A 24,998-nucleotide genomic window follows, 5' to 3' on the forward strand; every position below is an offset into this window, starting at 1 on the left:
AACTTTCCAGCAATTTGGAGGACGAAATGATCGTCGACGAACTTCTTGACCTGATCAGAGGGTGCAAGGTCACGCGGAGCGACGCTGTCCTGCCCGCTGGAATGACCCATTCCGCGCTATGTCATCAACAGGAGCTGCAGATGTTCGCGGCCGTGCGTGCGTTTTCAATCGGAGCCGGGTATTCGGAATTCGAATCCGACGAGATCGCAAGCACCGTCATGACACGACTCGGCTAGATTTCCTGTCGACCGTTTTCAACCAGGAGTTACATGACAACCATCACACTGAAGATCAACGAGCCGATCGATGTCGCGCTGCGACGATTCCGGCGCAGTATCGAGAAGACCGGGTTGATTCGGGAGTTGCGCAGTCGTACCAGCTACGAAAAGCCCACGACGGAGCGCAAGCGGAAAAAGGCCAGTGCCGTTGCCAGGCAGCGCTTGCGGACGAAACGCCTGATGCCGCCCCGCAAAATGTTCTAGGAACATCGTGCACGCCGTGCCGGCCAGAGGGCCGCTTGCGTCGCCCTCTCGCCCTCCGGCATGAATTGCGGTGGCCGGACGACGCAGGCGGCAAGCCGGCCGCCTCGCAGCCGCAAGAAGGATGATCAGTACGCCCGTCACGCCGTGCAGCCGTGGTGCTGCCCGACATTGACTCCAGCATCGCCTTTGGAGTGAGCGCACGTGCGCTCGCCGTGCAGCAAGTCAGGGTGAAAATCATAATCAGAAGGCGAAAAACATGAGCGGGTACTGCGACGCGGCACACGAGTTGGCCCATATCAGACGATCGATCGGGCTGCTTGAGCAAGCGCAACACGCGTTCATCAACAGATCGACCGTCAACGATCCAGCGTACTGGAGAGTCAAGCTCAACAAGCTTCGCACGCAATCCGTGCGCAACAAGGTTCTCTCGCTCCAGGTGGACGAACTCCTGGCCCGCCTCGAACGCATTCACGATGCACGCTCCCGAAAGTAAGAGCCGACGCCTTCTTCGCCCCCTCTTTTTCCGGGTGCACGCGCATTGCAGGGAGCAATCCCGGGAGCACCATCATGATCGACGCCAACCCAGGCAACACGTTTCGACACCTTCCACTCTCGCCCGAGCAGGACGCGGAAATCCGGCACTATATAAAGAAGAAGGCGCGAAAGGGCGAAGCGTGGGACACCCCTGAGTTGGCGATGATGCTCGGAGACATGCTTTCCCCTCCGCCAAGCGACGACGAGACGCCAGAGGCTACCGTCGAAGAAGTGAAACTGGCCTGCGAACATGCATTGGCCTCGATCGACGAAGCCATGGAGTCCGTATCCGCAAGTGAAGAACGACTCGCCGCGATGGAAGCCGAGGAAATGAAGCACCCCAGGCGGTAACGCATCCACGATGCCCGAAGCTCGAGCCGCAGTTGCGCCGCCGCCCCTTTGCCTTCAGCCGGATTGAACGGCCTGGCCATCCCTCCGCCCATGACGTCGCGTACGCAATCGCATCGTCACTCGCCTCGAAAAAACGCGAATTTCCGCGAACGCCCCGCCTGCAACGGGGCACCCGTCGTTCAGCGGCCGATCGGCAACCCCGTCGGCTCGATCCAGCCCAGCTTGTAAGCGATCAGCAGCGACAGGAACAGCGTGACCGACAGCCCGACGCGTGCCGCGAGCGACCATGCCATCCGCTTGGACTTGCCGCGATCGTGATTCATGAAATACAGCGCGAAGATCAGGCTCGCGATGATCATCGCGAATGCCACGGAAACCAGCAGAGTTTTCATTGGTGATGCCCTTGAAGATCTGAATCGGCCTGAATCAGTTCGGCCAGTTTTTGCCGCTCGTCGGCGAGCGCGCCGACGCCCGACGCCGGCCAGTCCAGCGCGACGCCGTTGCCCAGCGAATCGCGCACGAGCGCCTGGTAGCGCCGGTCGTTGATCCGGCCGTGGTCCATCGTTTCCGAGATCTCGCGCCGGAACGGCAGCGGGAAACTCGCGTACGCACGCGACAGCGCCGCATATTGTCTCGCATCGATCTCTTTCGACGATGGTATGACTGTCCAGATCACCACGGCCACGATGGCCGTGAACGGGATCGCAGTGTAGCGAAGGATGAACTTGATCGGGGTCATGAAGCGGTGGGCAGAAGTGATCGCGAATGCGGGCGGCACGGCAATGCGGCAGCGACGACGCGGCCGGCCCGCGCAGCACGACATTGTACTGTCAGCCCCATACGGCTGACAGAGTATGATAATGACATTATCATGTCCATCACATGATTCAAGAGACCCGGCACCCGTACGCATGCGGCGTTCCCGCCCTGCCACCCGGCGCCGGTTTTCATGTCCGTGCCCGCGATCCGCGGCGATTGAGCGAAGCCACCATGCCAGCGCAGTACTTTCGAAACCTGACGGGAAAACACCGCAGCGCGACCGCAAACCGTCAGCTCGGGTTTTCGCTGGCGTTCGTCGCCGGCGCGGCCAATGCCGGCGGCTTCCTCGCGGTCAAGCAATACACGTCGCACATGAGCGGCATCGTATCGGCGATCGCCGACCAGACGGCGCTCGGCGACGTGCGGCTCGCGCTGGCCGGCATCAGCTCGCTGGGGTCGTTCCTGATCGGTGCCAGCTGCTCGGCGATCCTCGTCAACTGGGGCCGCCGTCGCGGCCTGCACAGCCAGTTCATGCTGCCGCTGCTGGTCGAGGCCGCGCTGCTGCTTCTGTTCGGGCTGCTCGGCAGCCATCTCGCGCTGTGGGAAACCTTCTTCGTGCCGGTGACCGTGACGCTGCTGTGCTTCATCATGGGGCTTCAGAACGCGACGATCACGAAGCTGTCGGGCGCGGAGATCCGCACCACACACATGACCGGCATCGTGACCGACCTCGGCATCGAACTCGGGAAGCTGTTCTACTGGAACCGGTCGGCGATCGACGTCGACGCGCATGCGGTGATCGCCAACCGCTCGAAGCTGCGGATTCACGCAACGATGCTTTCGTCGTTCTTCATCGGCGGCCTGGCCGGCGCAATCGGCTTCAAGCATGTCGGCTACGTATCGACCGTGCCGCTCGCCGCGGTGCTCGTCACGCTGGCGATCGTACCGGTGATCGACGACCTGCTCGCGCTGGTCCGCAGCAAGCGCTGAGTGCGCACCCGGCCGCGTTTCCCCACGCTTCCCCGCGTGCCCGGTAGTAGCGCCGAAGGCTCATCGATTATAATTTGATTAACATACCGACCACCCTCGCCCGCAATGGAAACAAAAACCGCCCGCCTGACCGTCCTGATCGATCCCGCGAAGAAGGAAGCATTCGAGATGCTCTGCGCAGAGCAGGATCTCACGCCTTCGCAAGTCGTGCGGCAACTGATCCGCGAGTATCTCGACCGTCACGGCGTGACGTACAAGACCAAGAGCGCGCTCGGCAAGCGCGTGAAGTAAGCGAAGCGCGACCGCACCGGCCACGCACGCGGCGGCGCTTAAAAGCCGCTCAACGCCTACGCGCCGATCTCCCACCGCCCCGGAGGCTGCGTACGCTGCACCAGCCGCTGCGGCTCGATGCACTCCCCGGCCTTCATGCGTCTCGCCGTGGCTCCCAGCTTGAGCTCGCCGGCCTGTGCGCACGCAAGTGCGCGTTCGAGCAGGATGCGGAGTGACGGCAGCCGCTGGCCGCCCTTCCACGCAAACGCGATGTAGTTGTTGTCGTCGCCGCACGGCACCAGCGTATACGACGCACCGAACACCGCTCGCAGTTGCTCGAGATGTTGCGGCAACGCCGGATCGTCGTCCATGAAGTTGATCGCCAGTACGCCGGTATCACTCAGGCGCGCCCGGCACGCAGCGAGGAATGCGGCACCCGTGCACCGGCCACGCATGCCGTCCGCGACGAACGCGTCGTGCAGGATCACGTCCGTCCGGACCTCCGCCCTTTCCAGGTGATCCGCGGCGTCGGCGCACACCACCTTGAACCGGCCGTCATCGGCAGGAATCCTGAATACGTCCCGCAGCGCGATCACGTCCGGGTTGATCTCGACCGCGTCGATCGCCGCACCGGGCAGGTGCCGGTAGCAGTACTTCGCCAGCGAACCGCCGCCGAGCCCGAGCATGCAGATGTGCGCGGGCTCCGGCTGCAGCAGCAGAAAGCCCATCATCACGCGTGTATAGCCGAGCTCGAGCCGGCCCGGATCCCGGAGCGACATGAAGCTCTGTGTGCCGAAATGGTCGAAATGGAGCGAAAGCGCGTGCTGCGTCTCCAGCACGAAAGGCCGGCCATCGTTCAGCGGCGTCGCCAGGAACCTGACGAACGCATCGTAGGAAAATCGTTCCTCGGCCATGGGGGGAAGTCGATCAAGCAGTCGATTGGCGCGGGTGCACTCAGACCTTCTTCAGGTAGCAGGCCTTCAGCATGAAGCCGCCCATGTCGGTCTTGCAGTCGACCTCGTGATCGCCGCCGACGAGCCGGATGCTCTTGACCTTGGTACCCATCTTCAGCGTGATCGACGAGCCCTTCACGCGCAAGTCCTTGATCAGCACGACCGAATCGCCATCCGACAGCACGTTGCCGTTCGCGTCCTTGACGACGTCGCCGGCCGGCTCGTCACCGGTTTCGGCGCCGGCACCGGCCGACCATTCATGGCCGCAGTCCGCGCATACGGTCAGCGTGCCGTCCGGGTAAGTGTTTTCCATCGCGCATTGCGGGCAGGCGGGGGCGGCGTTCATTGCAGCTTCCATTCGGGATGAGTTGGGTCGTCGATAAAAATGCCGGGCGCGCTGGCAGCGTCGCCCGGCCGGCCTGACGGCACGCGCCGACGGATCGGCGGACCGCCGTCGGCGCACACGGCATTATAATGCAATTCACATATCTTGACCGCTGTATTATAATCACCGCTTTCGTGCCGTTCGCCGGATTTGCAACCCGTTTCCCCGAGAATGCCGGCACATCCACGCAGGATGCACACACCCCGGCCTCGCCGCCGGCTTCTCCGGGTTCCGCGGGAAAGCGTGTTTCACGCGCGCCAGGCGCAGCGCCGGCCCGGCACCGCACACCGATTCTCCGTTCAGAGGCTTTCCGACATCGTGGCAACCGTCGTGTACGTTGAAATCGGCCCCGCGTGGAACCGCAACCGCGGCGGCGCCGCACGAAAAGCAGCCGTCGACGCGGCGCGCGGCTTCGACAGCGACATCCTGCTGATCGCGAACGGGATCAGCAGCAACGCAAAGGACAGCGCCGCCGTCGCAGCGCTGCAGGTGCACGCCGGCACGTCCGCGCAAGTGCTGGCCATCGGCCCCGACGAGGAGGCGGCGCTGCAGGCGCTGCTGCCCGTGCTGCAAGCGCGCTGATTCGCGCACCACCCGGCGTCACGGCATCCCGCCCACCCCGAATCCCCTTTTCACGAGGAAGCGATGAGCGACAACTTCACGTCCAACACCCCGAACCTGTCGGCCTCCGCCATCTGGGCGCTCGAGCGCCTCGCCGACGTCCGCTACGGGCGCGATGCGCCCGCGCTCGGCTGGTCGATCGCGCGGGAACTCGTCAGCGCGGGCTTCGTCAGCCATTCCGCACACGGCCGCTCCGGCGCGTCGATCACGGCCGAAGGGCGGACCTTCCTGAAAAGCCGGAAGTAGACCGCCGGCGGCGGCGGATCGACTTGATCCTTTTGAGCATCACAATGGCGATTTTGCGCCTTATGAGGATCGCCCTGCGCTTCTAAAGTGGAGTCACCCCGAACGAACGGGCGTCAACTTTCCGATCAAGGAGCCAGTCATGAGCCGCATCGCCATCCCCGCCATCGAAACCGCCACCGGCGCAACCGCCGACGTGTACGCACAAGTCCGCAAGGTCGCCGGCGGCACTGTCCCCAACCTGTTCGCCGCCGTCGGCCATCTCGCGCCGAACGCGCTCGCGGCCGTGCTCGACGCCGAAGGCGTGCTCGCCGGCGGCACGCTGACCCGGCAGGATCTCGAAACGATCAAGCTGCTCGTCAGCGCCGATACCGGGTGTGACTACTGCGTCGCCGCGCACAACCTGCTCGGCAAGATGAGCGGCCTGTCGGCCGACGCACTGCGCGCGATCCGTTCGCGCGAGCCGAACACCGGCGACGCGAAGCGCGACGCACTGATCCGTTTCGTGCTGAACCTGCAACGGACGAGCGGCACGATCACCGACGACGAATTCGCGGCGATCCGCGACGCCGGCTACACGGACACGCAACTCGCGGAAATCTCGCTCGCGATCGCGCTGACGATCTTCACCAACACGTTCAACCGCATCAACGACACGGTCGTCGATTTCCCGCCTGTGAAGTAAGTCGCGCGGCTGCAAGAGCATCGGGACGGCATGCGGTACCGCTGCCGTTTCGATCGCGCCCGTCGCCGGCTCCATTGCCGCGGCGGGCGTGCCGCCCGGAGGACGGCCACGGTGCTGCCTGGGGGATCGGAAAATCCAAGGTGCCGCGCTGTTCGTCGAGTGGTTCGTCGGGCCGGACAACCGTAGCAATGGGCCCGGCATCGAACCGTGCGCCGACATCTGGCTGATCCGCCTGCGATTGCATCGAACCGCAGCAGGCGCCGCCTCCTTCGCATTTACTCCGCATCGCCGGCCACGCCGTCGTCCGATGCCGCCGCATCGCGCGGACCACCGAACGACTGGCGCCGCCATTCACCTGGCGTCATCCCCGCCCAGCGCGTGAACACGCGGCGAAACGCAGCCACCGACTGATAACCGACGTCGGCCGACACGGCCTCCGTGCTGGCCGACGGCCGGCGCAGCGCATTCGCGGCGAGGCTCATCCGGATATCCGTCAGCAGATCGGCGGCCGAGTGCCCGAGTGTCGACTGGAAATGACGCATGAAGGTCGCGCGCGACATGCTGCACAGCGCGGCCAGTTCGGGCAGCGTCCACGGCCTTGCCGGATCGTCGAGCATCGCGACGATCGCGGGCGCGAGGCGCGGCTGGCCGGCCAGCGCCAGCAGGCCGGTCGGCGCCTGCCCCGATTCGCTGATCGCGCGCAGCGCGAGCGCGAACAGCGCCGCCGACAGCGCGTCGAGGATCGCGAGACCGCCGAGTTGCTGCTCGAGCGATTCCGCGCGCATCAGCTCCACGAGGGCGGTCAGCCGCGCGGTGGCGGCCAGCGCGTCCGCCGTGCGGCTGTCCGCCACAGCGCGCACGACGAGATCGGCCGGCAGGTGGCGCCGGATCAGCCGGTCGTGCGGCGGCGCGACCACGAAACGCCCGCACAGCATGTCCAGCCGCTCGCCGGTGCCCGCGTTCTCGCCGATGAAGACGTGACCGCCAGGCCGCTTGACCGCCGGCACCGGCGGCAACCCGCTGCCGTCGTGGAGCACATGCGGGGAACCGTGCGGCAACAGCACGAGATCGCCGCCGCCGAGTTCGCGCACGGAGCCGTCGTCGGGATTCTCGAGGATCGCGCGGCCGCGCAGCACCACGTGATACGGAATCTCGCACGCAGGCGATCGTTCATACGTGACCGCCCACGGCGCGCCGAACGCGCAGCGGATTTCGAGCTTTCCGGTGACCGTGACGAGCGCCATGAAGCGGCTCAGCCAGTCGGATTCGAGTGTCATGTCGAGGGGAGAACGCACATCGGAAGTGCGGCGTGCGCCGCATGAAAGTCCGATTATCGCGCGGTCAGCCGCTGCAATCGCGCACGTTTCCGGTTCGACGCCGTCGATGCACCGGCGTCACTCGCAGCCGGCGGAGGCCGCCGGATGCGACGCCCGCCGCGACAAGGGTTTTGCTATCATTCCCGCGCCCTGTCTTGCCGAAATGGACCTGCCCGCTCGCAGCGTGCCGCGCTCGCGTACCGCCGATCACACGCCGCCGCTCACCGACCAACACCGCCGCCCGACCTGCCGGCGAGCGCGTGAACGGGCCCCGACCAGCGCGGCATCGACGTGCCGACGGCCCGGCCGTCCCATGCGCCCCCTTCTTTCCGGAAACCACGATGCCGCCAGTCTCTTCCCCGCCCGTTCTCGACACGCCGCGCCTCATCCTCGAAGGCCATCCGCTCGGCGACTTCGATGCGCTCGCCACGATGTGGGCCGAGCCCAAGGTCGTCGAGCACATCTTCAACGGCGAGCCGTCCGCGCCGCGCGACTCGTGGATGCGCATGCTCGCGTATCGCGGGCTGTGGCCGCTGCTGGGTTATGGCTACTGGGCGATTCGCGAGAAGGCGTCGGGCCGCTATGTCGGCGACCTCGGCTTCGCCGATTTCCACCGGCTCATCGAGCCGTCGATTCGCGGCGTGCCGGAAGCCGGCTGGGCCCTCGCGACGTGGGCGCACGGCAAGGGCTACGCGACCGAGGCGCTCGCGGCCGCGCTTGCGTGGCTCGACGGACAGCAGCGGTTCGAGCGCAGCGTATGCGTGATCAAGCCGACCAACGTTGCGTCGATTCGCGTCGCGGAGAAAGCGGGTTATGGCGAGCCGCAGCGTATCCGCTTCAACGACGCCGATTCGTTGCTGTTTTCGCGCAAGCGCCGATAGGCGAGCGTGGTCCGTCGGTCACGTCAGTCCACGGCCGGTTCGTAAAAGCGCAGGAAGAGACCGTTGTCCATCGGCCAGCAGTTCCCGCTTTCGTCGAGCAGAATCCAGTCGCCCGGCTTCACCGGACGCCAGCCTTCCGGCGTCGCGACTGCCCACATGCCGTGACGCCGCGCCACCCGGTCATGGTCGCCATCGACGAACCATCGTGTGGCATCGACGTAGGCGGTACGTTTTCTGAATCTCATCCCTGCCACCCAAGAAAGCGGATATCTGCGTCGCGCTCAATGACGGAGCGGGAATCGCGTGTCGGCGCGGGGCGCGCATCGCGATGCCGCAGCGTCCGCGTCGAGCGCGCGCTGCCCGGCCTGCAACGCATGCGTCGCCGCCCGCGTTTCGTGCAACGCCGCCCAGCCCTCGGCGACGAGCGCCTGCAACGTTTCGCGTGCGACGATGGAGATCCGGACATCGGTCTCCTGCATTCTCCCGAGCGCCGACACGACCTCGTCCGGCTGATCGGGCGCCAGCGCAAGCACGAACCGCGAACGCGTTTCGGCGGCCCGGACGGCCTCGGCCCAGTCGGCCCGCGCCACAGCGGCTTCGATTGCGTTCGTGAGCGCTTCGAGACTCTGCACGACTTGCCACGGCATCATGTCGCCTTCCCGTCAGTTGCCTGTCACCGTCCGCATGACGGACGAAATCGCGGCGCATCATGCGCGCGCATCAGGAAGCGAAATTGTAGGGAACGATACGCGGCGACATCGGTAATATTTTGTAATGAAATGTCGAGTAACCTTGCCTGGCGGGGGGATCGACTCGTACAGGCGGCGTTCGAGACGGTGGAATTCCGCAAACGTTTTTGCCGGAAGCATGCCTGACTGCACACCGTCGGCAGCGCCGTTGCCGGACATCGCGTCGAAACGCTTCGGCCGCACGCGCGTGCTGGATGCCGCCCGCTTCGCGCGTTCCGCCCGGCAGCGGACGGCAGCGGACGGCACGCCACGATGCGCTCATCGCGCGAATGCGCTGCACGCCGTGCCGCATGGACAGAAATGACAAGCGGTTGAAAAATCGTCCGCCGGCCGCGAGCCGATCGTGTGCAGCCGTGCAGCGACACGTCCGTCAGGATTCCGGCGAAGGTTCCGCCGGCTCGCGGTCGCCATCCGGATTACCGTCCCCGGCGGCCACCCGCTTCGCCATGTCGAGGTAGGTCTGCGCCATCGCGCGCAACTCCTCCTCCGACGCGTCCTCGATCCCGATCAGCCGGTCGCTCGCCGCGTGCGTGACGGCCACGAGTTCGTCGAGCTTCAGGTGCATCGCGACACTGTCGCGGTTCTGGTTTCGCTGCAGCAGGAACACCATCAGGAACGTGACGATCGTCGTCCCGGTATTGATGACGAGCTGCCATGCATCTGAATAGTGGAAGAGCGGGCCGGTGACGAGCCACAGCGCCGTGATGGCAACCGCGCTGCCGAACGCGACCGGCGAGCCGGCCCACACGGTCACGTGCGACGCGAAGCGTTCGAACGCGCGCGTGACGGGGTGCCTGACCGTGACGGCCCGGGGATCGGTCGCGGCCCGGCCGCCCGGGCCCGTCCTGGCGCGGGATGGATCGTTCGATTCACGCATGGCGCCTCCCGGATACGAATGTCGATATCGGCGCACGCGCGGGCCCGCCGTGCGCAGCGGCATGCGGTTCCGCACCCGCAGACGGGCGCCGCCCAAACCCGAGCAACGTGCGTGCCCGACGGTCGCGCCCGCGCATCGCCAGCGGTGGTCGGGCATGTACGCGGCGCGTGGGGCAATCGCGCGGCGCCGGTGTCCGAGCAGGAGGTGAGGCGGTTGCGCAAGGCGATCCGACGGTAGCGCGAAGGCAATCTTCCGCGCCGATACGGCGGGCCGCACGCCACCCGGCAGGTAATATTTTGTAATGATATGTAGAGCAATCTTTACCGGTTTTGCTCTGGCAAGCGTGAGCGACGCCCGCATGTGCGGCGCTTTCGCAAACGTTTCCGCACGAACGACACCCCGCCCGGTATTTCAGCCTTTTGCACGCCGGATACCGCTCCGAACGTGTTTCCGCGTACATCGCGTCGTTCGACTAAACAGGACACCGCCCCTACGTGCGTTCGCGTTCCTGCAACACGGCGACGCCCCGCCCGCGGCGAGACTCACCGAACGATGCAGATTTCGCCACATTCTGCCGGAATGTTTCTCAGTATCATGCGCGTCTCTTCGGCTTCCCCATGTTCGGACGGGCCTGAGCGCTCGCCACTTTCCCGTTTCGCCCCCTCGTTTAGCGATGCCCATCCGAATCCTGCTCGTCGAAGACGACGTCCCATTGTCCTCGCTGATCGCAGACTATCTGCGCATGCATCAGTACGAGGTGGACACGCTGTTCGACGGCACCGACGCCGTGTCCACGATCGTCGCGCGCCGCCCCGACCTGGTGCTGCTCGACATCAACCTGCCGGGCAAGGACGGCTTCGAGATCTGCCGCGACGCACGCATGCAGTACGACGGCATCGTCATCATGATGACGGCCCGCAACGAGCAGTTCGACGAGTTGCTCGGCCTGGAATTCGGCGCGGACGATTTTCTCCGCAAGCCGATCGAGCCGCGCATCCTGCTCGCGCGGATCAAGGCCCACCTGCGACGGATGCGCTTGCGCCCGGTCGACGGCGCGCCGGCATCGCCGCAGCGATTCGAGTTCGGCAAGTTTTCGATCGACCGCGCGGATCGCAAGATTCGCCTTCCCGACGGCAGCGCGCCGCGCCTGACCTCGACCGAATTCGACCTGCTGTGGGCCCTCGTCTGCCGCGCCGGCGAAGTGGTCAGCCGGGAAGACCTGACGCAGCTGTTACGCGGAATCGAGTTCGACGGCTTCGACCGCTCGATCGACGGCCGCATCTCCAAGCTGCGCCGCAAGCTGCGCGACGACCTGACGGAACCGAAGCGCATCAAGACGATCCGCTGCAAGGGTTATCAGTTCAGCAAGCACGCGTGGGAGTGACGTGCCGCGGCGCGTGCGCGCTGTCGTGGCACGCGAGCGCACGACCGCGCGCCCTGACCGTCCGCCGCCCTACCGCATGTTGCCGGTATGGCCCAGCGAATAGCGCCCCGGCTGCGGCCACACCGTCAGGCCGTGCGGCTCCATGCCGACGGGAATCGATCGAACCGTGCCGCTCGTGGTGTCGATCGCGTAGACGACGTCATCGAAGCGGCCCGACAGCCACAGCGTCTTGCCGTCCGCGCTGACGTTGCCCATGTCGGGGCTGCCGCCGCCGGGGATCGGCCAGTTCGCGACCACCTTGCGCGTCGCGAAGTCGAGCACCGATACGCTGCCCTTGCCATGGCACGGCCCGTGGACGAGATTGGAGCCGCGATTCGCGATATAGAGCTTCGTGCCGTCGCGGCTCGGATACAGCCCGTGCGTACCGACGCCGGTCGGGATGAAACCGGTCTTCGCGAAGCGGTCGCCCTCGACGACGTATATGCCGTCCGCCATCATGTCGGCGACATAGAACAGCTTGCCGTCCGGTGACACTCGGATGTCCTGCGGCATCCCTTTCCGGTCGAGTTCGAGGTAGCCGAGCACCTTGCGATTCACCAGGTCGATCTTCGCGAGCTTGCCGCCGAACTCGCACGTGAAGAGCGCATACCGGCCGTCGATCGAAAAGTCCGCATGGTTGATGCCCTTGCATTGCGGCACCTCGAGGCTCGATTTCAGCGCCATCGTGCCCGGGTCGTGGAAGTCGAGCCGCGCATGCGCCTCGGCCACGACGATCGCCTCCTTGCCGTCAGGCGTGAAATACATGTTGTACGGGTCGTCGACGCGCACTGCCGGGCCGGGCTTGCCCGTCTTCGGATCGATCGGCGTCAGGCTGCCGTCGGTGCGCCCTTCCGCATTGTTGGCGACCCACAGCGTCCGCAGGTCCCACGCCGGCACGACGTGCTGCGGGCTGCGGCCGACGGCAAACCGGTCGACGACCTTGTACGTGGCCGGGTCGATCACGTAGACGTCGTTCGATCTCAGGTTCGGCACATAGATGCGCGGCAGCGCGCCCGCCACCGCCGCGCTCATGCGTCCGGCCTGGGCCTCGCCGTACAGGTTGTCCGGGTTGATGACGGGCGGCATGCCAGGTACGGCCGCGACGGCGGACGCCGCGATCGCACCCTGGGCGCAAAAGCCGGCCAGCGCAGCCGCGACGACGATCGCGGGACGGGGGAAGCGGATATGAAGGCGAAGGCGCGGTTGCATGACGATGTCCCGGTTCGATGGCATGGAACGACGGCAAAGGCGGCGCAATGGCGCGGCGGCGTCAGCGGCCGGCGGTTTCCTTTCTGATCGCGTCGACGGTGCGCGACACGATCGCGTCGGTGCCCAGCCGGCCGAGTTCGACGCTCGCATGACGCGGATCGCCGCCGTAGACGCCGTCGACGGCGCCCGGCTTCGCGGCGTTGCGCAGCTTGTCGACCCTGACCATGCCCGGCGCGACCGCCAGCAGCAGCGACGTATCGGCCAGCCCCGCGTGCGTGCCGATGTCCGCGGCCGGCACACCGTGCTCGCGCAGGAGTTGGTCGTAACCGTCGGAGCTGGTGCCGTAATACTCGGCCGGCACGAACGCGCGCGCGCCCGTGCCGGCCCACGACTTGTTCAGCCGCGCGACCGACTGCCGGATGTCGTTCTGGTAGCCGCCGTGGTCGCCGAGGAACACGATGTTCGTGAAGCCGTGGACCCGGAAGCTGTTGGCGGCGGACTCGAGGGTCTTTTCGAAGACGTCGTCGGGGACGGTGATCGTGCCGGGAAAGCGCATGTGCGACGTCGGCGGCGCATAACCGCCCTCGGGCACATAGGCGATGACGGGGGCGACGATCGCGTTGCCGAGGCCTTGCGCGATCCGCTCGGACAGTACCGCGACCCGCGCATTGTGCTTGCCCAGCGCGACGTACGGCCCGCTTTGCTCGGTTGCGCCGACCGGGATCAGGATGGTGGTCTTGCCGGCCCGGATGCTGTCGCGCAGCTCGGTCCAGGTCATGTCTTCGAGCCGCACCGTGGCGGGCGCCTGGGCGAGCGCGGCTTGCGCGACGGTGAAAGCGACAGCGGCGAAGACGGCGCGTGGCAGGCATTTCATCGCGGATTCTCGACGGAAGGAAAGAGATGACGCTGCGTTCCCTCGCACCATAAACGAACTCGCGCGACTTGTCGCCGACCGCGGCGCAACGACGCACGCCCGACGTCGCGAGAAAGCATTTCGTCAGGATTGACCGGTGGATCGCGAAGTCTCTCGTTCCGTGCCGGCAAGCGGCGAGTCGGGTCGAATCGATGCGTGCACTACGTCGCCTTGTGCCGGCATCCCGCCCGCACGCGTCACGCCGGCAACACGGCCACCGCCTTGATCTCGACGATATAGCCGGGCGCGCCGCCCAGCATGTGCGCGCCGACCGCCGTCCATGCCGGCTTCGGGTGGGCATCGAGGTAGCGGTCGCGCACCTGCATGAACAACGGCAGGTCGCGCATGTCGGTATGGAAGGTCGTCAGGTCGACCACGTCGCTGAACGATGCACCCGCCGCGTTCAGTACCTGCTTCAGATTCTCGAACGCCTGCACGATCTGTGCTTCACGATCCTCGACGAGTTGCATCGCCGCATCGCGGCCGATCTGGCCGGATACGTACAGCGTATCGCCGACCTTCAGGCCGGGCGCATAGCCGATCTTCTCGTACACCGCTTCCATTCCCGCCGGAACGATGGCTTTGCGATCACGCATGGGAGTCTCCGTGGCCGGCGTCTTCGCGCCGGCCGGTTGGTGGGTGGATAGATGGATGGGTTGTCGACGAACATCCTGGACACATGCCAGGCGGCGCGACGACGCACGACTCAACCCGTATCGCCGCCCGCGACCGGCAGCACCGTGCCGGTGATGTAGCTCGCCTCGTCGGAGGCGAGGAACAGGATCGGCGCGACCTGCTCGTCGAGGCTGCCGTAGCGTTTGAGATACGTCGATTCCGTGACCTGGCGCACGGCTTCGCCCATCCATGCCTGTTCCCGTTCGCTGTCGCCGGCCGCATTGCGCGGCACGCGGCGCGGCGGTGCGCTGGTGCCGCCCGGCGCGGTGGCCACGACCCGGATGTTGTGTTCCGCATATTCCATCGCGAGCGCCGACGTCAGTGCATTGACGCCGCCTTTCGCCGCCGAGTACGGCACGCGGCGAATCCCGCGCGTCGCGTTCGACGAGATGTTGACGATCGTGCCGCCGCCGCGCGCGAGCAGGTGCGGCAGCACCGCATGACACGTATAGAGCGTCGGCATCAGCGAACGGCGGATTTCCGCGTCGATCTGCGCGGGCTCGAATTCGGCGAACGGCCGCATGCGGATCGCGCCGCCCACGCCGTTGATCAGGATGTCGATACCGCCGAACGTCTGCACCGCGTGCGCGATCGCCGCATGCGCGCCGTCGTAGGTTTCGAGATCCGCGACGAACCCGGCCGTCTCGCCGCCCGTCGCTTCGGCCGCGACCTCGGCGACGAAATCCGCGCGATCGACGAACAGCACCCTGCCGCCTTCGGCCGCCGCGCGCAGCGCGACGCCGCGGCCGATGCCCTGCGCGGCCCCCGTGACGACGATGACCTTGCCTGAGAATCGCTGCATGATCATGCCGCCTTTGCCGTGACGTTGGGGGTGAACTTCTCATAGTGGAAGCTGTTCGGCTTCACGCCTTCGTCGTCGAAATACTTGCGCACCGCGTCGACCATCGGCGGCGGCCCGCACAGATACACGTCGACGTCGCCGTCGTTCAGCGCATCGGCCGGGATGTGCTGGGTGACCCAGCCCTTGCGCGGATGGCTCGACGCCGCGTCGGCCACGACCGTCGCGAAGCTGAAGTTCGGCAGCTTCGCCGCATACGCTTCGATCGCATCGACGAGCACGAGGTCGAGGTCGCGCGTCACACCGTAGATCAGGTGCACCTTCTGCTGCGAGCCGCTGCGCGCGAGCACTTCGAGCATCGACAGGAACGGCGCGAGCCCCGTGCCGCCGGCCAGGAACAGCAGCGGCCGCTGCACGTCGCGCAGGTAGAAGCTGCCGAGCGGCCCGTGCAGTTCGAGCGTGTCGCCGGGCCGCGCCGATTCGAGCCACGTGCTCATCACGCCGCCGGGGATCTTCTTGATCAGGAAACTCACCTTCGCATCGGCCGGCGCCGACGAGAACGAATACGAACGGTGCTGGCCGCTCGCCGGCACGTCGATGTTCACGTACTGGCCCGGCAGGAACACGGGCGCGGCCGTGCCGACGTCGAGTTCGAGCACGACGGCCGCATCGTTGTGCTGCTCGACCTTCGTCACCGTGGCCGCGAACCCGCTCTGGCCCGTCTTGCACGCGACCGACGACGTCGGCACCGCGATCACGCAATCGCTTTGCGGCACCATCTGGCAGGTCAGCACGAGGCCGCCGTCCTTTTCGTCTTCGGTGAGCGCGTCGTCGATGTAGTCGTCGCCGAGATCGTAGCGACCGCTCTCGGCGCGGCACTTGCAGGTGCCGCACACGCCGTCGGAGCAATCCATCGGCAGGTTGATCTTCGCGCGGAAGGCCGCGTCGAGAACCTTCTCGCCGGCCTTGCAATCGATGAAGCGGGTTACCCCGTCCTCGAAGTTCAGTGCAATCTTGTAGCTGGACATGGCGTCACCTCCACTTCCTTTCATGACAAAACAACAGCGTCAGACGTGATAGACGTCGAGCACCTGCCGGATGTAGTCGTTCTTCAGCACGATCTGCTTGTACGAGATCAGCAGTTCATCGCCCGCCTTGCGCAACGTGACGAACATCGTGCCGAAGAAGTGATCGGTCACGCGGTAGCGGTGGTTCAGCGTGTGAAAGTTGTAGCGCACGTCCACTTCGTTCTCGCGTTCGGCCAGCACCTCGACGTTCGTCACGTTGTGGCTGGTGCGCGGCTCGGGCGTCGATGCGCCGCTGCGCTCGGTCTTGATCCGGAACACGCGATCCTCGAGGCCGCCGCGGTCCGCGTAATACATCAGCGAGATCTGGCTTTGCGGATCGTCGGTAGGCCGATCGTCGTCGTCCCACGCGGGCATCCAGTACGTGACGTCCTCCGTGTAGCAGGTCAGCCACTCGTCCCACTGGCGATCGTCGAGCAGGCGCGCTTCGCGATACAGCGCGGCGCAGACAGTCCGGTAATCGAAGCTCATGCTGCCACCTCCCCGCGTTCCTTCTTCAGCGCATCGCGCATCACATTCACCCAATGTTCGTGCTGGCACACGAACAGCCCTTCGTCCTCGCTGCGCTCGCCGGAAATGCGCGGGTTCAGCCCCATCTTCCTCGCGTTCTCGTCCGGGCCGTCGACCCACAGCGGCGCGCCGCGCGACAGGTCGTTCCACATCGCCGTGATGCCCGCATAACCGGCCTGGCACGCGCGAAACTCCTCGAGATCGTCGGCGGTGCCCATGCCCGTCACGTTGAAGAAATCCTCGTACTGGCGGATGCGGGTCGTGCGGTCGGCTTCGCTCTCGCCCTTCGGCGCGAAGCAGAAGATGCTGACCTCGGTCTTGTCGACGCCGAGCGGCCGCACCACGCGGATCTGCGTGCTGAACTGGTCCATCAGGAACACGTTCGGGTACACGCACAGGTTGCGCGTCTGGTTGACGATGAAGTCGGCCTGCACGTCGCCGACGCGCGCCTTGATTTCATCGCGATGCTGGTACACGGGCCGCACTTCCGGGTTCATCGTCTTCGTCCACAGCAGGATGTGGCCGTTGTCGAAGCCATACACGCCCGCAACCGACTTGCTCCAGCTGTTCGCGTCGACGGCCTTGGTGCCGTCTTCCTTGCGGCGGCCCATCGTCGCCGCGTAGTTCCAGTGCACGGTGCTGACGTGGTAGCCGTCGCAGCCGTTCTCCATCTGCATCTTCCAGTTGCCTTCGTAGATGTAGGACGAGTTGCCGCGCAGCACCTCGAGCCCGTTCGGCGCCTGGTCGACGATCTGGTCGATGATCACGCGCGCCTCGCCGAGGTAGTCCTCGAGCGGCAGCACGTCGGCGCTGAGGCTGCCGAACAGGAAGCCGCGATAGTTCGCGAAGCGCGCCACCTTCTTCAGGTCGTGCGAACCGTGCGTGTTGAACTGCACCGGGTATTCCGTCGTCTTCTCGTCCTTCACCTTCAGCAGCTTGCCGGTGTTCGAGAACGTCCAGCCGTGGAACGGGCACGTGAAGCTGCCCTTGTTGCCGTGCTTGCGGCGGCACAGCATCGCGCCCTTGTGCGCGCAGGCGTTGATGACCGCGTGCAGCTCGCCGGTCTTGTCGCGCGTGATCACGATCGGCTGGCGGCCGATCCACGTCGTGTAGTAATCGTTGTTGTCGGGAATCTGGCTTTCGTGCGCCAGGTACACCCAGTTGCTTTCGAAGATGTGCTTCATCTCGAGCTCGTACAGCTCGGCGTTCGTGAAGATGTCGCGGCGGCAGCGGAATACGCCGGCCTCCTTGTCGTCCTGCACGGCGGTGGCGAGCAGGTGATCCAGGTCGTTGGCTTGGTCGATCGTGGCGGACATGATGGCTCCTCCCATGCGCGTGCCGCGTCCTGCAAGCACGCTCGCATCGGTAATCGGTTGAATCTCGCGGGAACCCGGCCGGCGGCGGCGCCTGCGCGCCGCCGAGCCGTCGGGCGGTTATGCCGTGGCGGAAGCGCGCAGGCGTTCGACGATCTGGTTGTCCTTGCCCTCGACGCGCGGCGTCAGGACGAAGTTGAACTCGATGTCCTGGTACGCGTCGGCCTTCAGGCCGAGCGCGGCGCCGCCGGTCTTGCCGGTGACGGGCGGGATCAGTTCCTCGCGGGTCGCATACGCGAAGTCATCCCAGATCAGCGGGTCGCCGTCGATGTTGAACTGGGTCGTCAGCTTGCGGTGGCCGTCGCTGGTCACGAAGAAGTGCACGTGCGCCGGGCGGTTGCCGTGGCGGCCGAGGCTGTCCAGCAGCTGCTGCGTCGCGCCCTGCGGCGGGCAGCCGTAGCCGACCGGCATCAGCGTGCGGAATTCGTACTTACCGTCGGCGCCCGTCTTCACCGCGCCGCGCAGGTTGAAGTCGCTCTGCTTGCCGGTCGGGTCGAAGTGCGAGTAGAAGCCGTGCGAGTTCGCATGCCAGCACTCGACCACCGCGCCGGCCACCGGCTTGCCGTCGACACCGGTGACCGTGCCGTGGATCACGAGCGGGCCCGCGCCATCGTCCGCATCGAGGTCGATCTTCGCGACGCCGTCGCGCACCGGTGCGCCGGCGACGTACAGCGGCCCTTCGATCGTGCGCGGCGTGCCGCCGTCGAGGCCGAGCGCTTCGTCCTCGGCGTCCATCCGGATGTCGAGAAACTTCTCGAGGCCGAGGCCGGCCGCGAGCAGCGCCGCTTCGCCGTCCTGGCCGAGCTTGTTCAGGTAGTTCACGCCGGCCCACACTTCGTCGGGCGTGATGTCGAGATCGTCGATCGCCTTGAACAGGTCGCCGAGCAGCCGCAGCACGACCTGCTGCGTGCGCGCGTTGCCGCCCTTCGGGCTGTCCGCGCCCGCGTTCGACGCGGCCTTCAGCAGATCCTGCACTTCCCGGGTTTCGAAAACTTTGACGCTCATGATGATGTCTCCACGTGTATTTGGGGGAATGACGGCGGTGCGTGACTCGGGTTACCGCGCGACGCGGGTGAGTCCGTCGCGGGTGAAACGCCTGACCTTGTCCTCGTCGAGTTCGATGCCGAGACCGGGGCCGTCCGGCACGGTCAGTTCGAAGTCGCTGTAATCGAGCGGCTGCGTCAGGATCTCTTCGGTGATCAGCAGCGGCCCGAACAGTTCGGTGCCCCACTGCAGGTTCGCGAAACTCGCGAACAGGTGCGCGGACGCCACCGTGCTGAACGCGCCTTCGAGCATCGTGCCGCCGTACAGCTCGATGCCGGCCGCGTCCGCGATCGCGGCCACGCGCTGCGCGGCGAACAGGCCGCCGCTCTGCTCGATCTTGATCGCGAACACGTCCGCGCCGTGATGCTTCGCGATCTCGAACGCGCTGTCGGGGCCCTGCAGGATTTCGTCGGCCATCAGCGCGACCGGGAAGCGGCGCATCAGGCGCGCCAGCGCCGCGGCCGAGGCCACCGGCTGCTCGACCAGTTCGCAGCCGGCATCGGCCAGCGCCGGAATCGCGCGCGCGGCCTGCGTTTCGCTCCACGCCATGTTCACGTCGACGCGCACCGATGCGCGATCGCCGACGGCCTTCTTGATCTCGGCCACGTGCCGGATATCCGTCTCGGGCGCCTTCGCGCCGATCTTCAGCTTGAACACGTTGTGGCGGCGCTGCTCGAGCATGCGCTCGGCTTCGGCGATGTCGGTGGCCGTGTCGCCCGACGCGAGCGTCCACGCGACCGGCAGGCGATCGCGCCGGCGGCCGCCGAGCAGCTCGCTCACCGGCACGCCGAGCCGCTTGCCGTGCGCGTCGAGCAGCGCGGTTTCGAGCGCGCTTTTCGCGAAGTGATTGACCTTCGCCAGCTTGCCGAGGAACGCCACCAGCGTCTGGATGCGCGTCGCATCCTTGCCGACGATCGCCGGCGCGAGGTACGCGTCGATCGCGAGCTTCATCGCTTCGGGACTTTCCGGGCCGTAGGCCATGCCGGCGATCGTCGTGCCTTCGCCGAGGCCCGTCACACCGTCGCTGCAGAACACCTTCACGAGCATCAGCGTCTGGCCGTGCATCGTGGCCACCGACAGCTTGTGCGGGCGGATCGTCGGCAGGTCGACGAGGCGGGTTTCGATACGTTCGATGGTGACGGAGGACATGGGGCACGCGGTGGGGGTGAAGTTCTTGAGGCGATTTATACGTCCCGGCCAGATGGAGCGTCCAATACTTTTAGGCGGGATTTTTGATACCTGACAGGTATTGAATTCACGCTCATCACGCTGAATACTGCGGTGCGCCATACCTGTTTTGGCTAGGTACGCGGGCTGAGAAGCTTGATGGGGCGCGGTCGTGCGGGTGCGGGGTACCGCTTGGACGGGGGCGCAATGCGGCGGCTCGTGGCGGCGGGAAAACGGCCTGAAACCGACGGCCTGCCGAGTCGATCAGGGTTTTCCTGACGCGGAAAATGGTGCGGCTGGCCGTCCGGCTTTCAGCTTCGGCGTCGATTTCCGCGAACAACTGGAAGGAATCGGGTTGGCGGGTATCGACGTTCGTTGTCGATGTCCGTTGTTCATCAGAGGCTGACGGGCGCTGTCGGCCAGAAGCGGTCGGTCGACGTGGGCGCCTACACGGACGACAATCGATCAGACTCACCTTGCACGCGACGTCCCCTACCAAGTTGAACAAGATCCGAGATGAAATCGCCCTCAATAGTCAAGCCACTTGAACACCCCTTGACGGCTTTCGCTTCGAACATCGATTCCGCGCGCGACGTCGCTGTCGCTGGACTACGATGGCCAACTCCATATTGGTGTGACCTCGCGATCGGTTGGTTGGAGCAAGGCCTGGCCGTTGACAACGAGATAGCCGCCATACTGCAAGAAATTTCCCAGAACCGCCGCTTTCCGCAGAGGCTACGGCATCGCGCGTTTGTGCAACACGTACGATTCATGAGGACAAGGCAAGCTGGATAGTCGGTAGATCTGCAGTGGGCCGAGTTTTTGGGAGGGACGCGCGGAAGCCCTGCTCCGCGCTGGCTGCAACGTCATGTCTACGTCGACAGTCGGCCAGAGGCAGCCGCTCAGTAGGTGAAGGAATACAATTTTCTTTGCGCTCAAGGGGAGTTAACCAACGATGCATAGAATGGAAGCTTCTCATTTCTATCTTGGCCGGATAACTGACGCCTCCCGATTTTCAAGCTTTCTCGCCGAACACTACGGTGAGGATGAAAGTCGACCAGTTTCCGAGTTCTACGGCTCCCAGGGTGAGTTCTTCTGTGACCATGATTTCATGGAAACAGGGCTGCGACAGCCGGGTACTTCACTGGAAGAGTTCTTTGCACCTCGCTCGTACTCGGACAAATGGTCGGAAGCGTTATGTGAAGCGGCGCGCGCCGCAACTTTGGGAGATGCGAACGCGCTGATTTTCATAAATTGCGAACAGATAAAATCGCCAAGGTCAGTGCAAGGCGAAGGATTCGAACTGGTCTACATCGGAATGTTCGAGTATCCAATTTGAGCTTCTCGAACTTGGTTTCGCCTGATGTGACGCCTAATGCTGGGGGAACGCTTTCGGCCAGGAGCGAACGTTCGGAGTAATCGACTACATCGTCTGCAACCGTCATCTCGCTACGTCATTTTTCGCGTTCTCCGAGACTGTAGCGAGCACCACGCCACGATTATCAGCGAACGCTGTTCCTCATCCAGTCGACATTGGATCACGTGCAATCGGCGCCGGTATCCATTAATCGCAACCTAAAAACGCAGATAACCCGCTCGGACATACTGCACGTGGTACGAGGCTGTCGAAAGAGAAATTACCTTTAACTCCATAGTTAGGAAGCGGTACATCTCCGAAATAGACGGACGGATTCGCTAGGCGGTCTTGGCGCAACAACGTCAACCACTTCACAAAAAAAGAAAGCGCAAACTTTCCTCTATAGCGCTCAGTTGGCTCAAGGGCTTCAAACTCGCCACGCCAACGAGCGGCTTCCTCGTCGGTCGGCTCCCGCTCTAGCTTGACAACCTCGTGAATTGGCCTGTCGATTGCGGTTGCCCCTTTCAGGCTGACATCAGCAATCACATTTATTCCCGTGGGCAAATCTTCAATTCTCTTTATTTTTTCTCGGGCCGCAAGGAAGATGCGAAAATTCAGTTCTTTTGTGGAGATTAAAAAGTTTTCGTAAGCAGTTTTGAATAATTCAACAATATTCGTTCGAACTTGCAAATACCCATTGCAATGAAATTCGATTTTAAGAAGCTCATCCAGCAGTTTATCGCACACTAAATAGCTCTCGATCGAATATTTGTCGGTCATAAACAATTTGTTATGCGGGGCTCTGCCTTGGATGTCATCAAAATCTCGATCGACGAAGAAGTAAACGCGATCCCCCAACCCGGTCAAGTCGCGTTGCAGTGAATCAAAAAGCTGTAAATTTGCATATTTTGTTTCCGCAACGTACGGCTCGTATTTCAATTCTCCATCAATTCGCCTAACCCAATGATCGTAAGCTATCTTGTCGTCGCGTCCTTCGTAACTAAATATTTTTACATCATCAGGAATGGCCGATGAAAATGCTGCAAACTGACTCTTTTCTACCACCGCCAAGTTCACTGAATCTTTGATTTTTTTGAAATAACCATCCCTAAAGACATTCTCTGAAATATTGCCATCCATTTTTAAACCTCGTCATCATCGAGATTCAAATCCCCGTCATTCGTGTCGTGTTTGCGTGTGGGCGTGATTCTAAAGCGTAGGGAACCAGCAAATGGCTCCAATTCATTGTTGAAAATAAAGGGGGAGTGGGTAATTGCGATCACCTGTTTGCAGGTCGGCGCCCTTAACACATCAGGCAATATTTGACGCTGCCAGTCGAGCGAAAGTGACAACTCTGGTTCGTCAATAAGTACAATCTTTGGACCAGGGTAAAGATATAGTCTCGCAAATAGCGACATCATTTGCTTCTCTCCGGACGACAGTGATTCCAGTGGTACGTCGTCGCCCGTCGCTAGGCTCTTCACCGTTACTTCAAGGGCCCGTCGATCGAAATCAAGTTTCTTGCTATCGAAGGTATTTTCGAGTGGTGAAGTATACTCATCGGTTGACTCGTCATTTCCTGATAAATATTTATTGCAATTACTTATAAAAGCCTGAACGCGCTCCTCGTAACCTCGGGTTTCCAGGATTACCGAGTTAAGTTGATTTAGGAAATAGGTTAAAAATGGAGCCGAATCTTCTGGTATGTCCCCATTATAAATGGGATCCAGATTTGGGGGTGCAAAAAAGCTATAGGGTCCGCGACGATACTCTCTTGACGCATCTTTGATTCTCGAAAAAAATATGTCGAGCGATTCGCGAGATGGGAATTCCGTTGTGGCGCTATTCGCACTGTCTCGATATTTTCCAGATATCAAGTCATTGATAATGTTTGCGCTGACCTTGCCATAGCCCTGATTAGATGTATACAGCATTTCCGAATAAATTGCCGCTAGGCGATCGGATATATCCCCAAGCCCGAATTGTATGTCTGCTGAATACAATCCCGTGCGAGTGACGCCGAGGCGCGACAAAACACTCTTCTTTCTTTCGCCGCGACGCACGTCCGGACCGGGCAGAGATAATTCGATCCGCCGGTAAGTTGGCAAATAAACGATCTCGAAGTCCTTTAAGGTCGACGCCAGCTGATTGCGGATCTGATTAATTCTGAGGTTCTGTTCGGACAAGTCTTTGGATAAGCGCTCGCACTGACTCTTCGCAACTGCGTAGTCATAACCCATCTTCGCATAAATGGCGGAGAACGTCGGGTCATCGACAAGTTCGGAATAACCCAGGGTTCTAATCGGGCCCTCTACTAGCGCTAGGAGCGCCATCGGTTGCACATCCCACGCTTTGGCACGCACTGCGAACTCGCCTCTGAGAGCAAAATCAGAAAGCTGCTCTATATCACTACGGTAGACCTCGAATTCGAACAACTGGCCCCTTAAGCGACATGTGATTTTTTCGAACGTGAGACCAATGAATCGACTGAATTGCCCGCGAAGAAACGCGTCTAAAGCAGCGATCAATGTCGTCTTTCCCGAGCCGTTCCGCGCAATCAAGACAGTCGCAGCGTACTTTGACGACAAGCCAACTGAACGATATCCGTAGAGTCCATCGATGGAAAAATACTCAACGATTGAAGGTTGCATGGCCGACTGCACCGATTCACCCTGACTGCGGTTTTCCATTTCTATAATTCCTTGTGCGGTGCCTTGAGCATACATCACCCTAGGGTTTCTGGAGGCTTCTTCAGCGAGTTTCGCTCTCTCCGGCGGTTGATCTCTGGACAACATCTTTCGAGGCCCTTGCGGTCCGGAAAGGCAACGATGAGTGGCTGTCCTCTGCCGATATCGGCAGGATCATTGAAAACATGAGAGGGCGGTGGTTGAGCACGGATCGACTCAAACGACTCCTTCCCGCTAACTTGGTTGTCCCTTTTGGGTCGATCTGCGCCGGTCATGCGTCACAGACCGGCGGTCGGCCGCCGTCGGCGATGGATTCAAGCGGCCGTTCGACACAGCTTTTTTAGATCGTCGACAATCGGTGCAGACAAGGGCGTAGCCTTTAGCGGTTACCGTCGATCAGATCGTTCAGCAGCGCATCGAACGCGGCCTGTGCGTCTTCAAGTTCCTGCAGGGCGGCATCAAAGGTTTGCAGCGCGAACGGCGAAGGCTCGCCGCTGCCTTGCGGCGGAAATTGCTTCTGCATCGAGGCGAACGTACTCTGCACGCGCAGCGTGGCGGCCACCATGCGCTCCATCGCCTGGGTTTCTTCGGCTCGGGCCTGTTCCGGACTCATTCCTCTCTCCTTGGATGGTTTTCTTGAAGATCAGATCGTACACGCTG

32 protein-coding genes are annotated in these 24,998 nt (G+C 63.3%); 12 read left to right on the forward strand and 20 right to left on the reverse strand.

All coding sequences use genetic code 11. The features are described from left to right. The first annotated feature begins 26 nt into the window (after window positions 1-26). The 4 genes from VK92_RS26975 to VK92_RS26990 all read left to right on the forward strand — a co-directional run bounded on the left by VK92_RS26975 (window position 27) and on the right by VK92_RS26990 (window position 1,367). Window positions 27-236 carry a hypothetical protein gene (locus VK92_RS26975; protein WP_042973949.1) on the forward strand — a complete coding sequence of 70 codons (210 nt, stop codon included), beginning with the start codon at window positions 27-29 and terminating at the stop codon, window positions 234-236. 33 nt (window positions 237-269) lie between these two features. Beyond that, window positions 270-482 (forward strand): 30S ribosomal protein S21, encoded by a 213-nt coding sequence (gene rpsU, locus VK92_RS26980; protein WP_021158214.1) that lies wholly within the window; start codon window positions 270-272, stop codon window positions 480-482. Window positions 483-738: 256 nt separating this feature from the next. After that, window positions 739-975 carry a hypothetical protein gene (locus VK92_RS26985; RefSeq protein WP_048028589.1) on the forward strand — a complete coding sequence of 79 codons (237 nt, stop codon included), beginning with the start codon at window positions 739-741 and terminating at the stop codon, window positions 973-975. A gap of 74 nt (window positions 976-1,049) precedes the next feature. Next, on the forward strand, window positions 1,050-1,367 hold the full coding sequence (locus VK92_RS26990) for a hypothetical protein (RefSeq protein ID WP_048028590.1): 318 nt from the start codon (window positions 1,050-1,052) through the stop codon (window positions 1,365-1,367). A 179-nt stretch (window positions 1,368-1,546) separates the two neighbouring features. Here the strand turns inward: VK92_RS26990 and VK92_RS26995 are convergent, their stop codons facing one another. Both VK92_RS26995 and VK92_RS27000 read right to left on the reverse strand, forming a co-directional pair. Beyond that, complete coding sequence (locus VK92_RS26995) at window positions 1,547-1,759, reverse strand: twin transmembrane helix small protein (protein ID WP_006489184.1); 213 nt, start codon at window positions 1,757-1,759, stop codon at window positions 1,547-1,549. Next, a complete protein-coding gene (locus VK92_RS27000) occupies window positions 1,756-2,106 on the reverse strand; it encodes a hypothetical protein (protein WP_027792574.1) in 351 nt (116 codons plus the stop codon). Before VK92_RS27000 ends, VK92_RS26995 begins: the two co-directional genes overlap by 4 nt. A gap of 251 nt (window positions 2,107-2,357) precedes the next feature. On the opposite strand from VK92_RS27000, the gene VK92_RS27005 reads away from it, so the two are divergent. Next, entirely contained in the window at window positions 2,358-3,116 is a 759-nt protein-coding gene (locus VK92_RS27005) for a YoaK family protein (protein ID WP_021158210.1), read from the forward strand. A 105-nt stretch (window positions 3,117-3,221) separates the two neighbouring features. Next, window positions 3,222-3,407 carry a ribbon-helix-helix protein, CopG family gene (locus tag VK92_RS27010; protein ID WP_021158209.1) on the forward strand — a complete coding sequence of 62 codons (186 nt, stop codon included), beginning with the start codon at window positions 3,222-3,224 and terminating at the stop codon, window positions 3,405-3,407. A gap of 56 nt (window positions 3,408-3,463) precedes the next feature. Here the strand turns inward: VK92_RS27010 and VK92_RS27015 are convergent, their stop codons facing one another. Then, the gene (locus VK92_RS27015) at window positions 3,464-4,300 is read right to left on the reverse strand and encodes a spermidine synthase-like protein (protein ID WP_021158208.1); all 837 of its coding nucleotides are present in this window, start codon (window positions 4,298-4,300) and stop codon (window positions 3,464-3,466) included. A gap of 40 nt (window positions 4,301-4,340) precedes the next feature. After that, window positions 4,341-4,685 carry a zinc ribbon domain-containing protein YjdM gene (locus VK92_RS27020; RefSeq protein WP_021158207.1) on the reverse strand — a complete coding sequence of 115 codons (345 nt, stop codon included), beginning with the start codon at window positions 4,683-4,685 and terminating at the stop codon, window positions 4,341-4,343. A gap of 357 nt (window positions 4,686-5,042) precedes the next feature. On the opposite strand from VK92_RS27020, the gene VK92_RS27025 reads away from it, so the two are divergent. From VK92_RS27025 to VK92_RS27035, 3 genes are all read left to right on the forward strand, one after another. Next, window positions 5,043-5,306: an HPr family phosphocarrier protein gene (locus VK92_RS27025; RefSeq protein WP_048028592.1), complete on the forward strand. Its 264-nt coding sequence runs from the start codon at window positions 5,043-5,045 to the stop codon at window positions 5,304-5,306. Window positions 5,307-5,369: 63 nt separating this feature from the next. Then, window positions 5,370-5,591 (forward strand): hypothetical protein, encoded by a 222-nt coding sequence (locus VK92_RS27030; protein ID WP_021158205.1) that lies wholly within the window; start codon window positions 5,370-5,372, stop codon window positions 5,589-5,591. A gap of 139 nt (window positions 5,592-5,730) precedes the next feature. After that, window positions 5,731-6,273, forward strand: a complete 543-nt coding sequence (locus VK92_RS27035; protein ID WP_048028917.1) for a carboxymuconolactone decarboxylase family protein — start codon at window positions 5,731-5,733, stop codon at window positions 6,271-6,273. A gap of 275 nt (window positions 6,274-6,548) precedes the next feature. Here the strand turns inward: VK92_RS27035 and VK92_RS27040 are convergent, their stop codons facing one another. Then, complete coding sequence (locus tag VK92_RS27040) at window positions 6,549-7,550, reverse strand: AraC family transcriptional regulator (RefSeq protein WP_048028918.1); 1,002 nt, start codon at window positions 7,548-7,550, stop codon at window positions 6,549-6,551. Window positions 7,551-7,930: 380 nt separating this feature from the next. On the opposite strand from VK92_RS27040, the gene VK92_RS27045 reads away from it, so the two are divergent. Next, window positions 7,931-8,470 carry a GNAT family N-acetyltransferase gene (locus VK92_RS27045; protein WP_048028920.1) on the forward strand — a complete coding sequence of 180 codons (540 nt, stop codon included), beginning with the start codon at window positions 7,931-7,933 and terminating at the stop codon, window positions 8,468-8,470. A gap of 23 nt (window positions 8,471-8,493) precedes the next feature. Here VK92_RS27045 and VK92_RS27050 read toward each other — a convergent pair whose 3' ends face one another. The 3 genes from VK92_RS27050 to VK92_RS27065 form a co-directional block, all read right to left on the reverse strand. Next, window positions 8,494-8,715, reverse strand: coding sequence for a hypothetical protein (locus VK92_RS27050; protein WP_048028922.1), 222 nt, complete (start codon window positions 8,713-8,715; stop codon window positions 8,494-8,496). A gap of 36 nt (window positions 8,716-8,751) precedes the next feature. After that, window positions 8,752-9,120, reverse strand: a complete 369-nt coding sequence (locus tag VK92_RS27055; protein ID WP_048028924.1) for a hypothetical protein — start codon at window positions 9,118-9,120, stop codon at window positions 8,752-8,754. Between the two features lie 469 nt (window positions 9,121-9,589). Beyond that, window positions 9,590-10,096 (reverse strand): low affinity iron permease family protein, encoded by a 507-nt coding sequence (locus tag VK92_RS27065; protein WP_048028928.1) that lies wholly within the window; start codon window positions 10,094-10,096, stop codon window positions 9,590-9,592. Window positions 10,097-10,769: 673 nt separating this feature from the next. Here VK92_RS27065 and VK92_RS27070 point away from each other — a divergent pair. Then, window positions 10,770-11,480, forward strand: coding sequence for a response regulator (locus VK92_RS27070; RefSeq protein WP_048028930.1), 711 nt, complete (start codon window positions 10,770-10,772; stop codon window positions 11,478-11,480). A gap of 69 nt (window positions 11,481-11,549) precedes the next feature. Here the strand turns inward: VK92_RS27070 and VK92_RS27075 are convergent, their stop codons facing one another. From VK92_RS27075 to VK92_RS27115, 9 genes are all read right to left on the reverse strand, one after another. Next, entirely contained in the window at window positions 11,550-12,728 is a 1,179-nt protein-coding gene (locus VK92_RS27075) for a YncE family protein (protein WP_048028932.1), read from the reverse strand. Between the two features lie 61 nt (window positions 12,729-12,789). Then, entirely contained in the window at window positions 12,790-13,602 is an 813-nt protein-coding gene (locus tag VK92_RS27080; protein ID WP_048028934.1) for a creatininase family protein, read from the reverse strand. A gap of 236 nt (window positions 13,603-13,838) precedes the next feature. Further along, window positions 13,839-14,237 carry a RidA family protein gene (locus tag VK92_RS27085; protein WP_048028936.1) on the reverse strand — a complete coding sequence of 133 codons (399 nt, stop codon included), beginning with the start codon at window positions 14,235-14,237 and terminating at the stop codon, window positions 13,839-13,841. Between the two features lie 110 nt (window positions 14,238-14,347). Next, window positions 14,348-15,124 carry a benzoate diol dehydrogenase BenD gene (benD, locus tag VK92_RS27090; RefSeq protein WP_021159134.1) on the reverse strand — a complete coding sequence of 259 codons (777 nt, stop codon included), beginning with the start codon at window positions 15,122-15,124 and terminating at the stop codon, window positions 14,348-14,350. Next, window positions 15,121-16,143, reverse strand: a complete 1,023-nt coding sequence (gene benC, locus VK92_RS27095) for a benzoate 1,2-dioxygenase electron transfer component BenC (protein ID WP_021159133.1) — start codon at window positions 16,141-16,143, stop codon at window positions 15,121-15,123. The genes benD and benC overlap by 4 nt, the downstream gene beginning before the upstream one ends. Window positions 16,144-16,182: 39 nt before the next feature. Then, a complete protein-coding gene (gene benB, locus VK92_RS27100) occupies window positions 16,183-16,671 on the reverse strand; it encodes a benzoate 1,2-dioxygenase small subunit (RefSeq protein ID WP_048028938.1) in 489 nt (162 codons plus the stop codon). Continuing rightward, window positions 16,668-18,026 carry a Rieske 2Fe-2S domain-containing protein gene (locus tag VK92_RS27105; RefSeq protein WP_048028940.1) on the reverse strand — a complete coding sequence of 453 codons (1,359 nt, stop codon included), beginning with the start codon at window positions 18,024-18,026 and terminating at the stop codon, window positions 16,668-16,670. The genes benB and VK92_RS27105 overlap by 4 nt, the downstream gene beginning before the upstream one ends. Before the next feature lie 117 nt (window positions 18,027-18,143). Then, window positions 18,144-19,088, reverse strand: coding sequence for a catechol 1,2-dioxygenase (gene catA / locus VK92_RS27110; RefSeq protein ID WP_048028942.1), 945 nt, complete (start codon window positions 19,086-19,088; stop codon window positions 18,144-18,146). A 51-nt stretch (window positions 19,089-19,139) separates the two neighbouring features. Continuing rightward, entirely contained in the window at window positions 19,140-20,276 is a 1,137-nt protein-coding gene (locus tag VK92_RS27115) for a muconate/chloromuconate family cycloisomerase (RefSeq protein ID WP_048028943.1), read from the reverse strand. A 982-nt stretch (window positions 20,277-21,258) separates the two neighbouring features. Between VK92_RS27115 and VK92_RS40700 the strand changes: the two genes are divergently transcribed. Beyond that, on the forward strand, window positions 21,259-21,633 hold the full coding sequence (locus VK92_RS40700) for an immunity 22 family protein (protein WP_165589151.1): 375 nt from the start codon (window positions 21,259-21,261) through the stop codon (window positions 21,631-21,633). A gap of 225 nt (window positions 21,634-21,858) precedes the next feature. On the opposite strand, the gene VK92_RS40705 is transcribed toward VK92_RS40700, so the two are convergent. The 3 genes from VK92_RS40705 to VK92_RS27120 all read right to left on the reverse strand — a co-directional run bounded on the left by VK92_RS40705 (window position 21,859) and on the right by VK92_RS27120 (window position 24,951). Beyond that, window positions 21,859-22,791 carry a DUF4435 domain-containing protein gene (locus VK92_RS40705; RefSeq protein ID WP_082163820.1) on the reverse strand — a complete coding sequence of 311 codons (933 nt, stop codon included), beginning with the start codon at window positions 22,789-22,791 and terminating at the stop codon, window positions 21,859-21,861. A 2-nt stretch (window positions 22,792-22,793) separates the two neighbouring features. Continuing rightward, a complete protein-coding gene (locus VK92_RS40710; RefSeq protein ID WP_082163821.1) occupies window positions 22,794-24,446 on the reverse strand; it encodes an AAA family ATPase in 1,653 nt (550 codons plus the stop codon). A 271-nt stretch (window positions 24,447-24,717) separates the two neighbouring features. Continuing rightward, complete coding sequence (locus VK92_RS27120) at window positions 24,718-24,951, reverse strand: hypothetical protein (protein WP_009691834.1); 234 nt, start codon at window positions 24,949-24,951, stop codon at window positions 24,718-24,720. Window positions 24,952-24,998 lie beyond the last annotated feature (47 nt).

It is taken from the genome of Burkholderia sp. LK4 (genome assembly GCF_001043615.1).
GTDB lineage: Bacteria > Pseudomonadota > Gammaproteobacteria > Burkholderiales > Burkholderiaceae > Burkholderia > Burkholderia cepacia.

What these genes read in the sequence shown, in the direction of transcription:
- VK92_RS26975 (WP_042973949.1), top strand. Translation starts at nt 27, where the DNA reads ATGATCGTCGACGAACTTCTTGACCTGATCAGAGGGTGCAAGGTCACG.
- rpsU (WP_021158214.1), top strand. Translation starts at nt 270, where the DNA reads ATGACAACCATCACACTGAAGATCAACGAGCCGATCGATGTCGCGCTG.
- VK92_RS26985 (WP_048028589.1), top strand. Translation starts at nt 739, where the DNA reads ATGAGCGGGTACTGCGACGCGGCACACGAGTTGGCCCATATCAGACGA.
- VK92_RS26990 (WP_048028590.1), top strand. Translation starts at nt 1,050, where the DNA reads ATGATCGACGCCAACCCAGGCAACACGTTTCGACACCTTCCACTCTCG.
- VK92_RS26995 (WP_006489184.1), bottom strand. Translation starts at nt 1,759, where the DNA reads ATGAAAACTCTGCTGGTTTCCGTGGCATTCGCGATGATCATCGCGAGC.
- VK92_RS27000 (WP_027792574.1), bottom strand. Translation starts at nt 2,106, where the DNA reads ATGACCCCGATCAAGTTCATCCTTCGCTACACTGCGATCCCGTTCACG.
- VK92_RS27005 (WP_021158210.1), top strand. Translation starts at nt 2,358, where the DNA reads ATGCCAGCGCAGTACTTTCGAAACCTGACGGGAAAACACCGCAGCGCG.
- VK92_RS27010 (WP_021158209.1), top strand. Translation starts at nt 3,222, where the DNA reads ATGGAAACAAAAACCGCCCGCCTGACCGTCCTGATCGATCCCGCGAAG.
- VK92_RS27015 (WP_021158208.1), bottom strand. Translation starts at nt 4,300, where the DNA reads ATGGCCGAGGAACGATTTTCCTACGATGCGTTCGTCAGGTTCCTGGCG.
- VK92_RS27020 (WP_021158207.1), bottom strand. Translation starts at nt 4,685, where the DNA reads ATGAACGCCGCCCCCGCCTGCCCGCAATGCGCGATGGAAAACACTTAC.
- VK92_RS27030 (WP_021158205.1), top strand. Translation starts at nt 5,370, where the DNA reads ATGAGCGACAACTTCACGTCCAACACCCCGAACCTGTCGGCCTCCGCC.
- VK92_RS27035 (WP_048028917.1), top strand. Translation starts at nt 5,731, where the DNA reads ATGAGCCGCATCGCCATCCCCGCCATCGAAACCGCCACCGGCGCAACC.
- VK92_RS27040 (WP_048028918.1), bottom strand. Translation starts at nt 7,550, where the DNA reads ATGACACTCGAATCCGACTGGCTGAGCCGCTTCATGGCGCTCGTCACG.
- VK92_RS27045 (WP_048028920.1), top strand. Translation starts at nt 7,931, where the DNA reads ATGCCGCCAGTCTCTTCCCCGCCCGTTCTCGACACGCCGCGCCTCATC.
- VK92_RS27050 (WP_048028922.1), bottom strand. Translation starts at nt 8,715, where the DNA reads ATGAGATTCAGAAAACGTACCGCCTACGTCGATGCCACACGATGGTTC.
- VK92_RS27055 (WP_048028924.1), bottom strand. Translation starts at nt 9,120, where the DNA reads ATGATGCCGTGGCAAGTCGTGCAGAGTCTCGAAGCGCTCACGAACGCA.
- VK92_RS27065 (WP_048028928.1), bottom strand. Translation starts at nt 10,096, where the DNA reads ATGCGTGAATCGAACGATCCATCCCGCGCCAGGACGGGCCCGGGCGGC.
- VK92_RS27070 (WP_048028930.1), top strand. Translation starts at nt 10,770, where the DNA reads ATGCCCATCCGAATCCTGCTCGTCGAAGACGACGTCCCATTGTCCTCG.
- VK92_RS27075 (WP_048028932.1), bottom strand. Translation starts at nt 12,728, where the DNA reads ATGCAACCGCGCCTTCGCCTTCATATCCGCTTCCCCCGTCCCGCGATC.
- VK92_RS27080 (WP_048028934.1), bottom strand. Translation starts at nt 13,602, where the DNA reads ATGAAATGCCTGCCACGCGCCGTCTTCGCCGCTGTCGCTTTCACCGTC.
- VK92_RS27085 (WP_048028936.1), bottom strand. Translation starts at nt 14,237, where the DNA reads ATGCGTGATCGCAAAGCCATCGTTCCGGCGGGAATGGAAGCGGTGTAC.
- benD (WP_021159134.1), bottom strand. Translation starts at nt 15,124, where the DNA reads ATGATCATGCAGCGATTCTCAGGCAAGGTCATCGTCGTCACGGGGGCC.
- benC (WP_021159133.1), bottom strand. Translation starts at nt 16,143, where the DNA reads ATGTCCAGCTACAAGATTGCACTGAACTTCGAGGACGGGGTAACCCGC.
- benB (WP_048028938.1), bottom strand. Translation starts at nt 16,671, where the DNA reads ATGAGCTTCGATTACCGGACTGTCTGCGCCGCGCTGTATCGCGAAGCG.
- VK92_RS27105 (WP_048028940.1), bottom strand. Translation starts at nt 18,026, where the DNA reads ATGTCCGCCACGATCGACCAAGCCAACGACCTGGATCACCTGCTCGCC.
- catA (WP_048028942.1), bottom strand. Translation starts at nt 19,088, where the DNA reads ATGAGCGTCAAAGTTTTCGAAACCCGGGAAGTGCAGGATCTGCTGAAG.
- VK92_RS27115 (WP_048028943.1), bottom strand. Translation starts at nt 20,276, where the DNA reads ATGTCCTCCGTCACCATCGAACGTATCGAAACCCGCCTCGTCGACCTG.
- VK92_RS40700 (WP_165589151.1), top strand. Translation starts at nt 21,259, where the DNA reads ATGGAAGCTTCTCATTTCTATCTTGGCCGGATAACTGACGCCTCCCGA.
- VK92_RS40705 (WP_082163820.1), bottom strand. Translation starts at nt 22,791, where the DNA reads ATGGATGGCAATATTTCAGAGAATGTCTTTAGGGATGGTTATTTCAAA.
- VK92_RS40710 (WP_082163821.1), bottom strand. Translation starts at nt 24,446, where the DNA reads ATGTTGTCCAGAGATCAACCGCCGGAGAGAGCGAAACTCGCTGAAGAA.
- VK92_RS27120 (WP_009691834.1), bottom strand. Translation starts at nt 24,951, where the DNA reads ATGAGTCCGGAACAGGCCCGAGCCGAAGAAACCCAGGCGATGGAGCGC.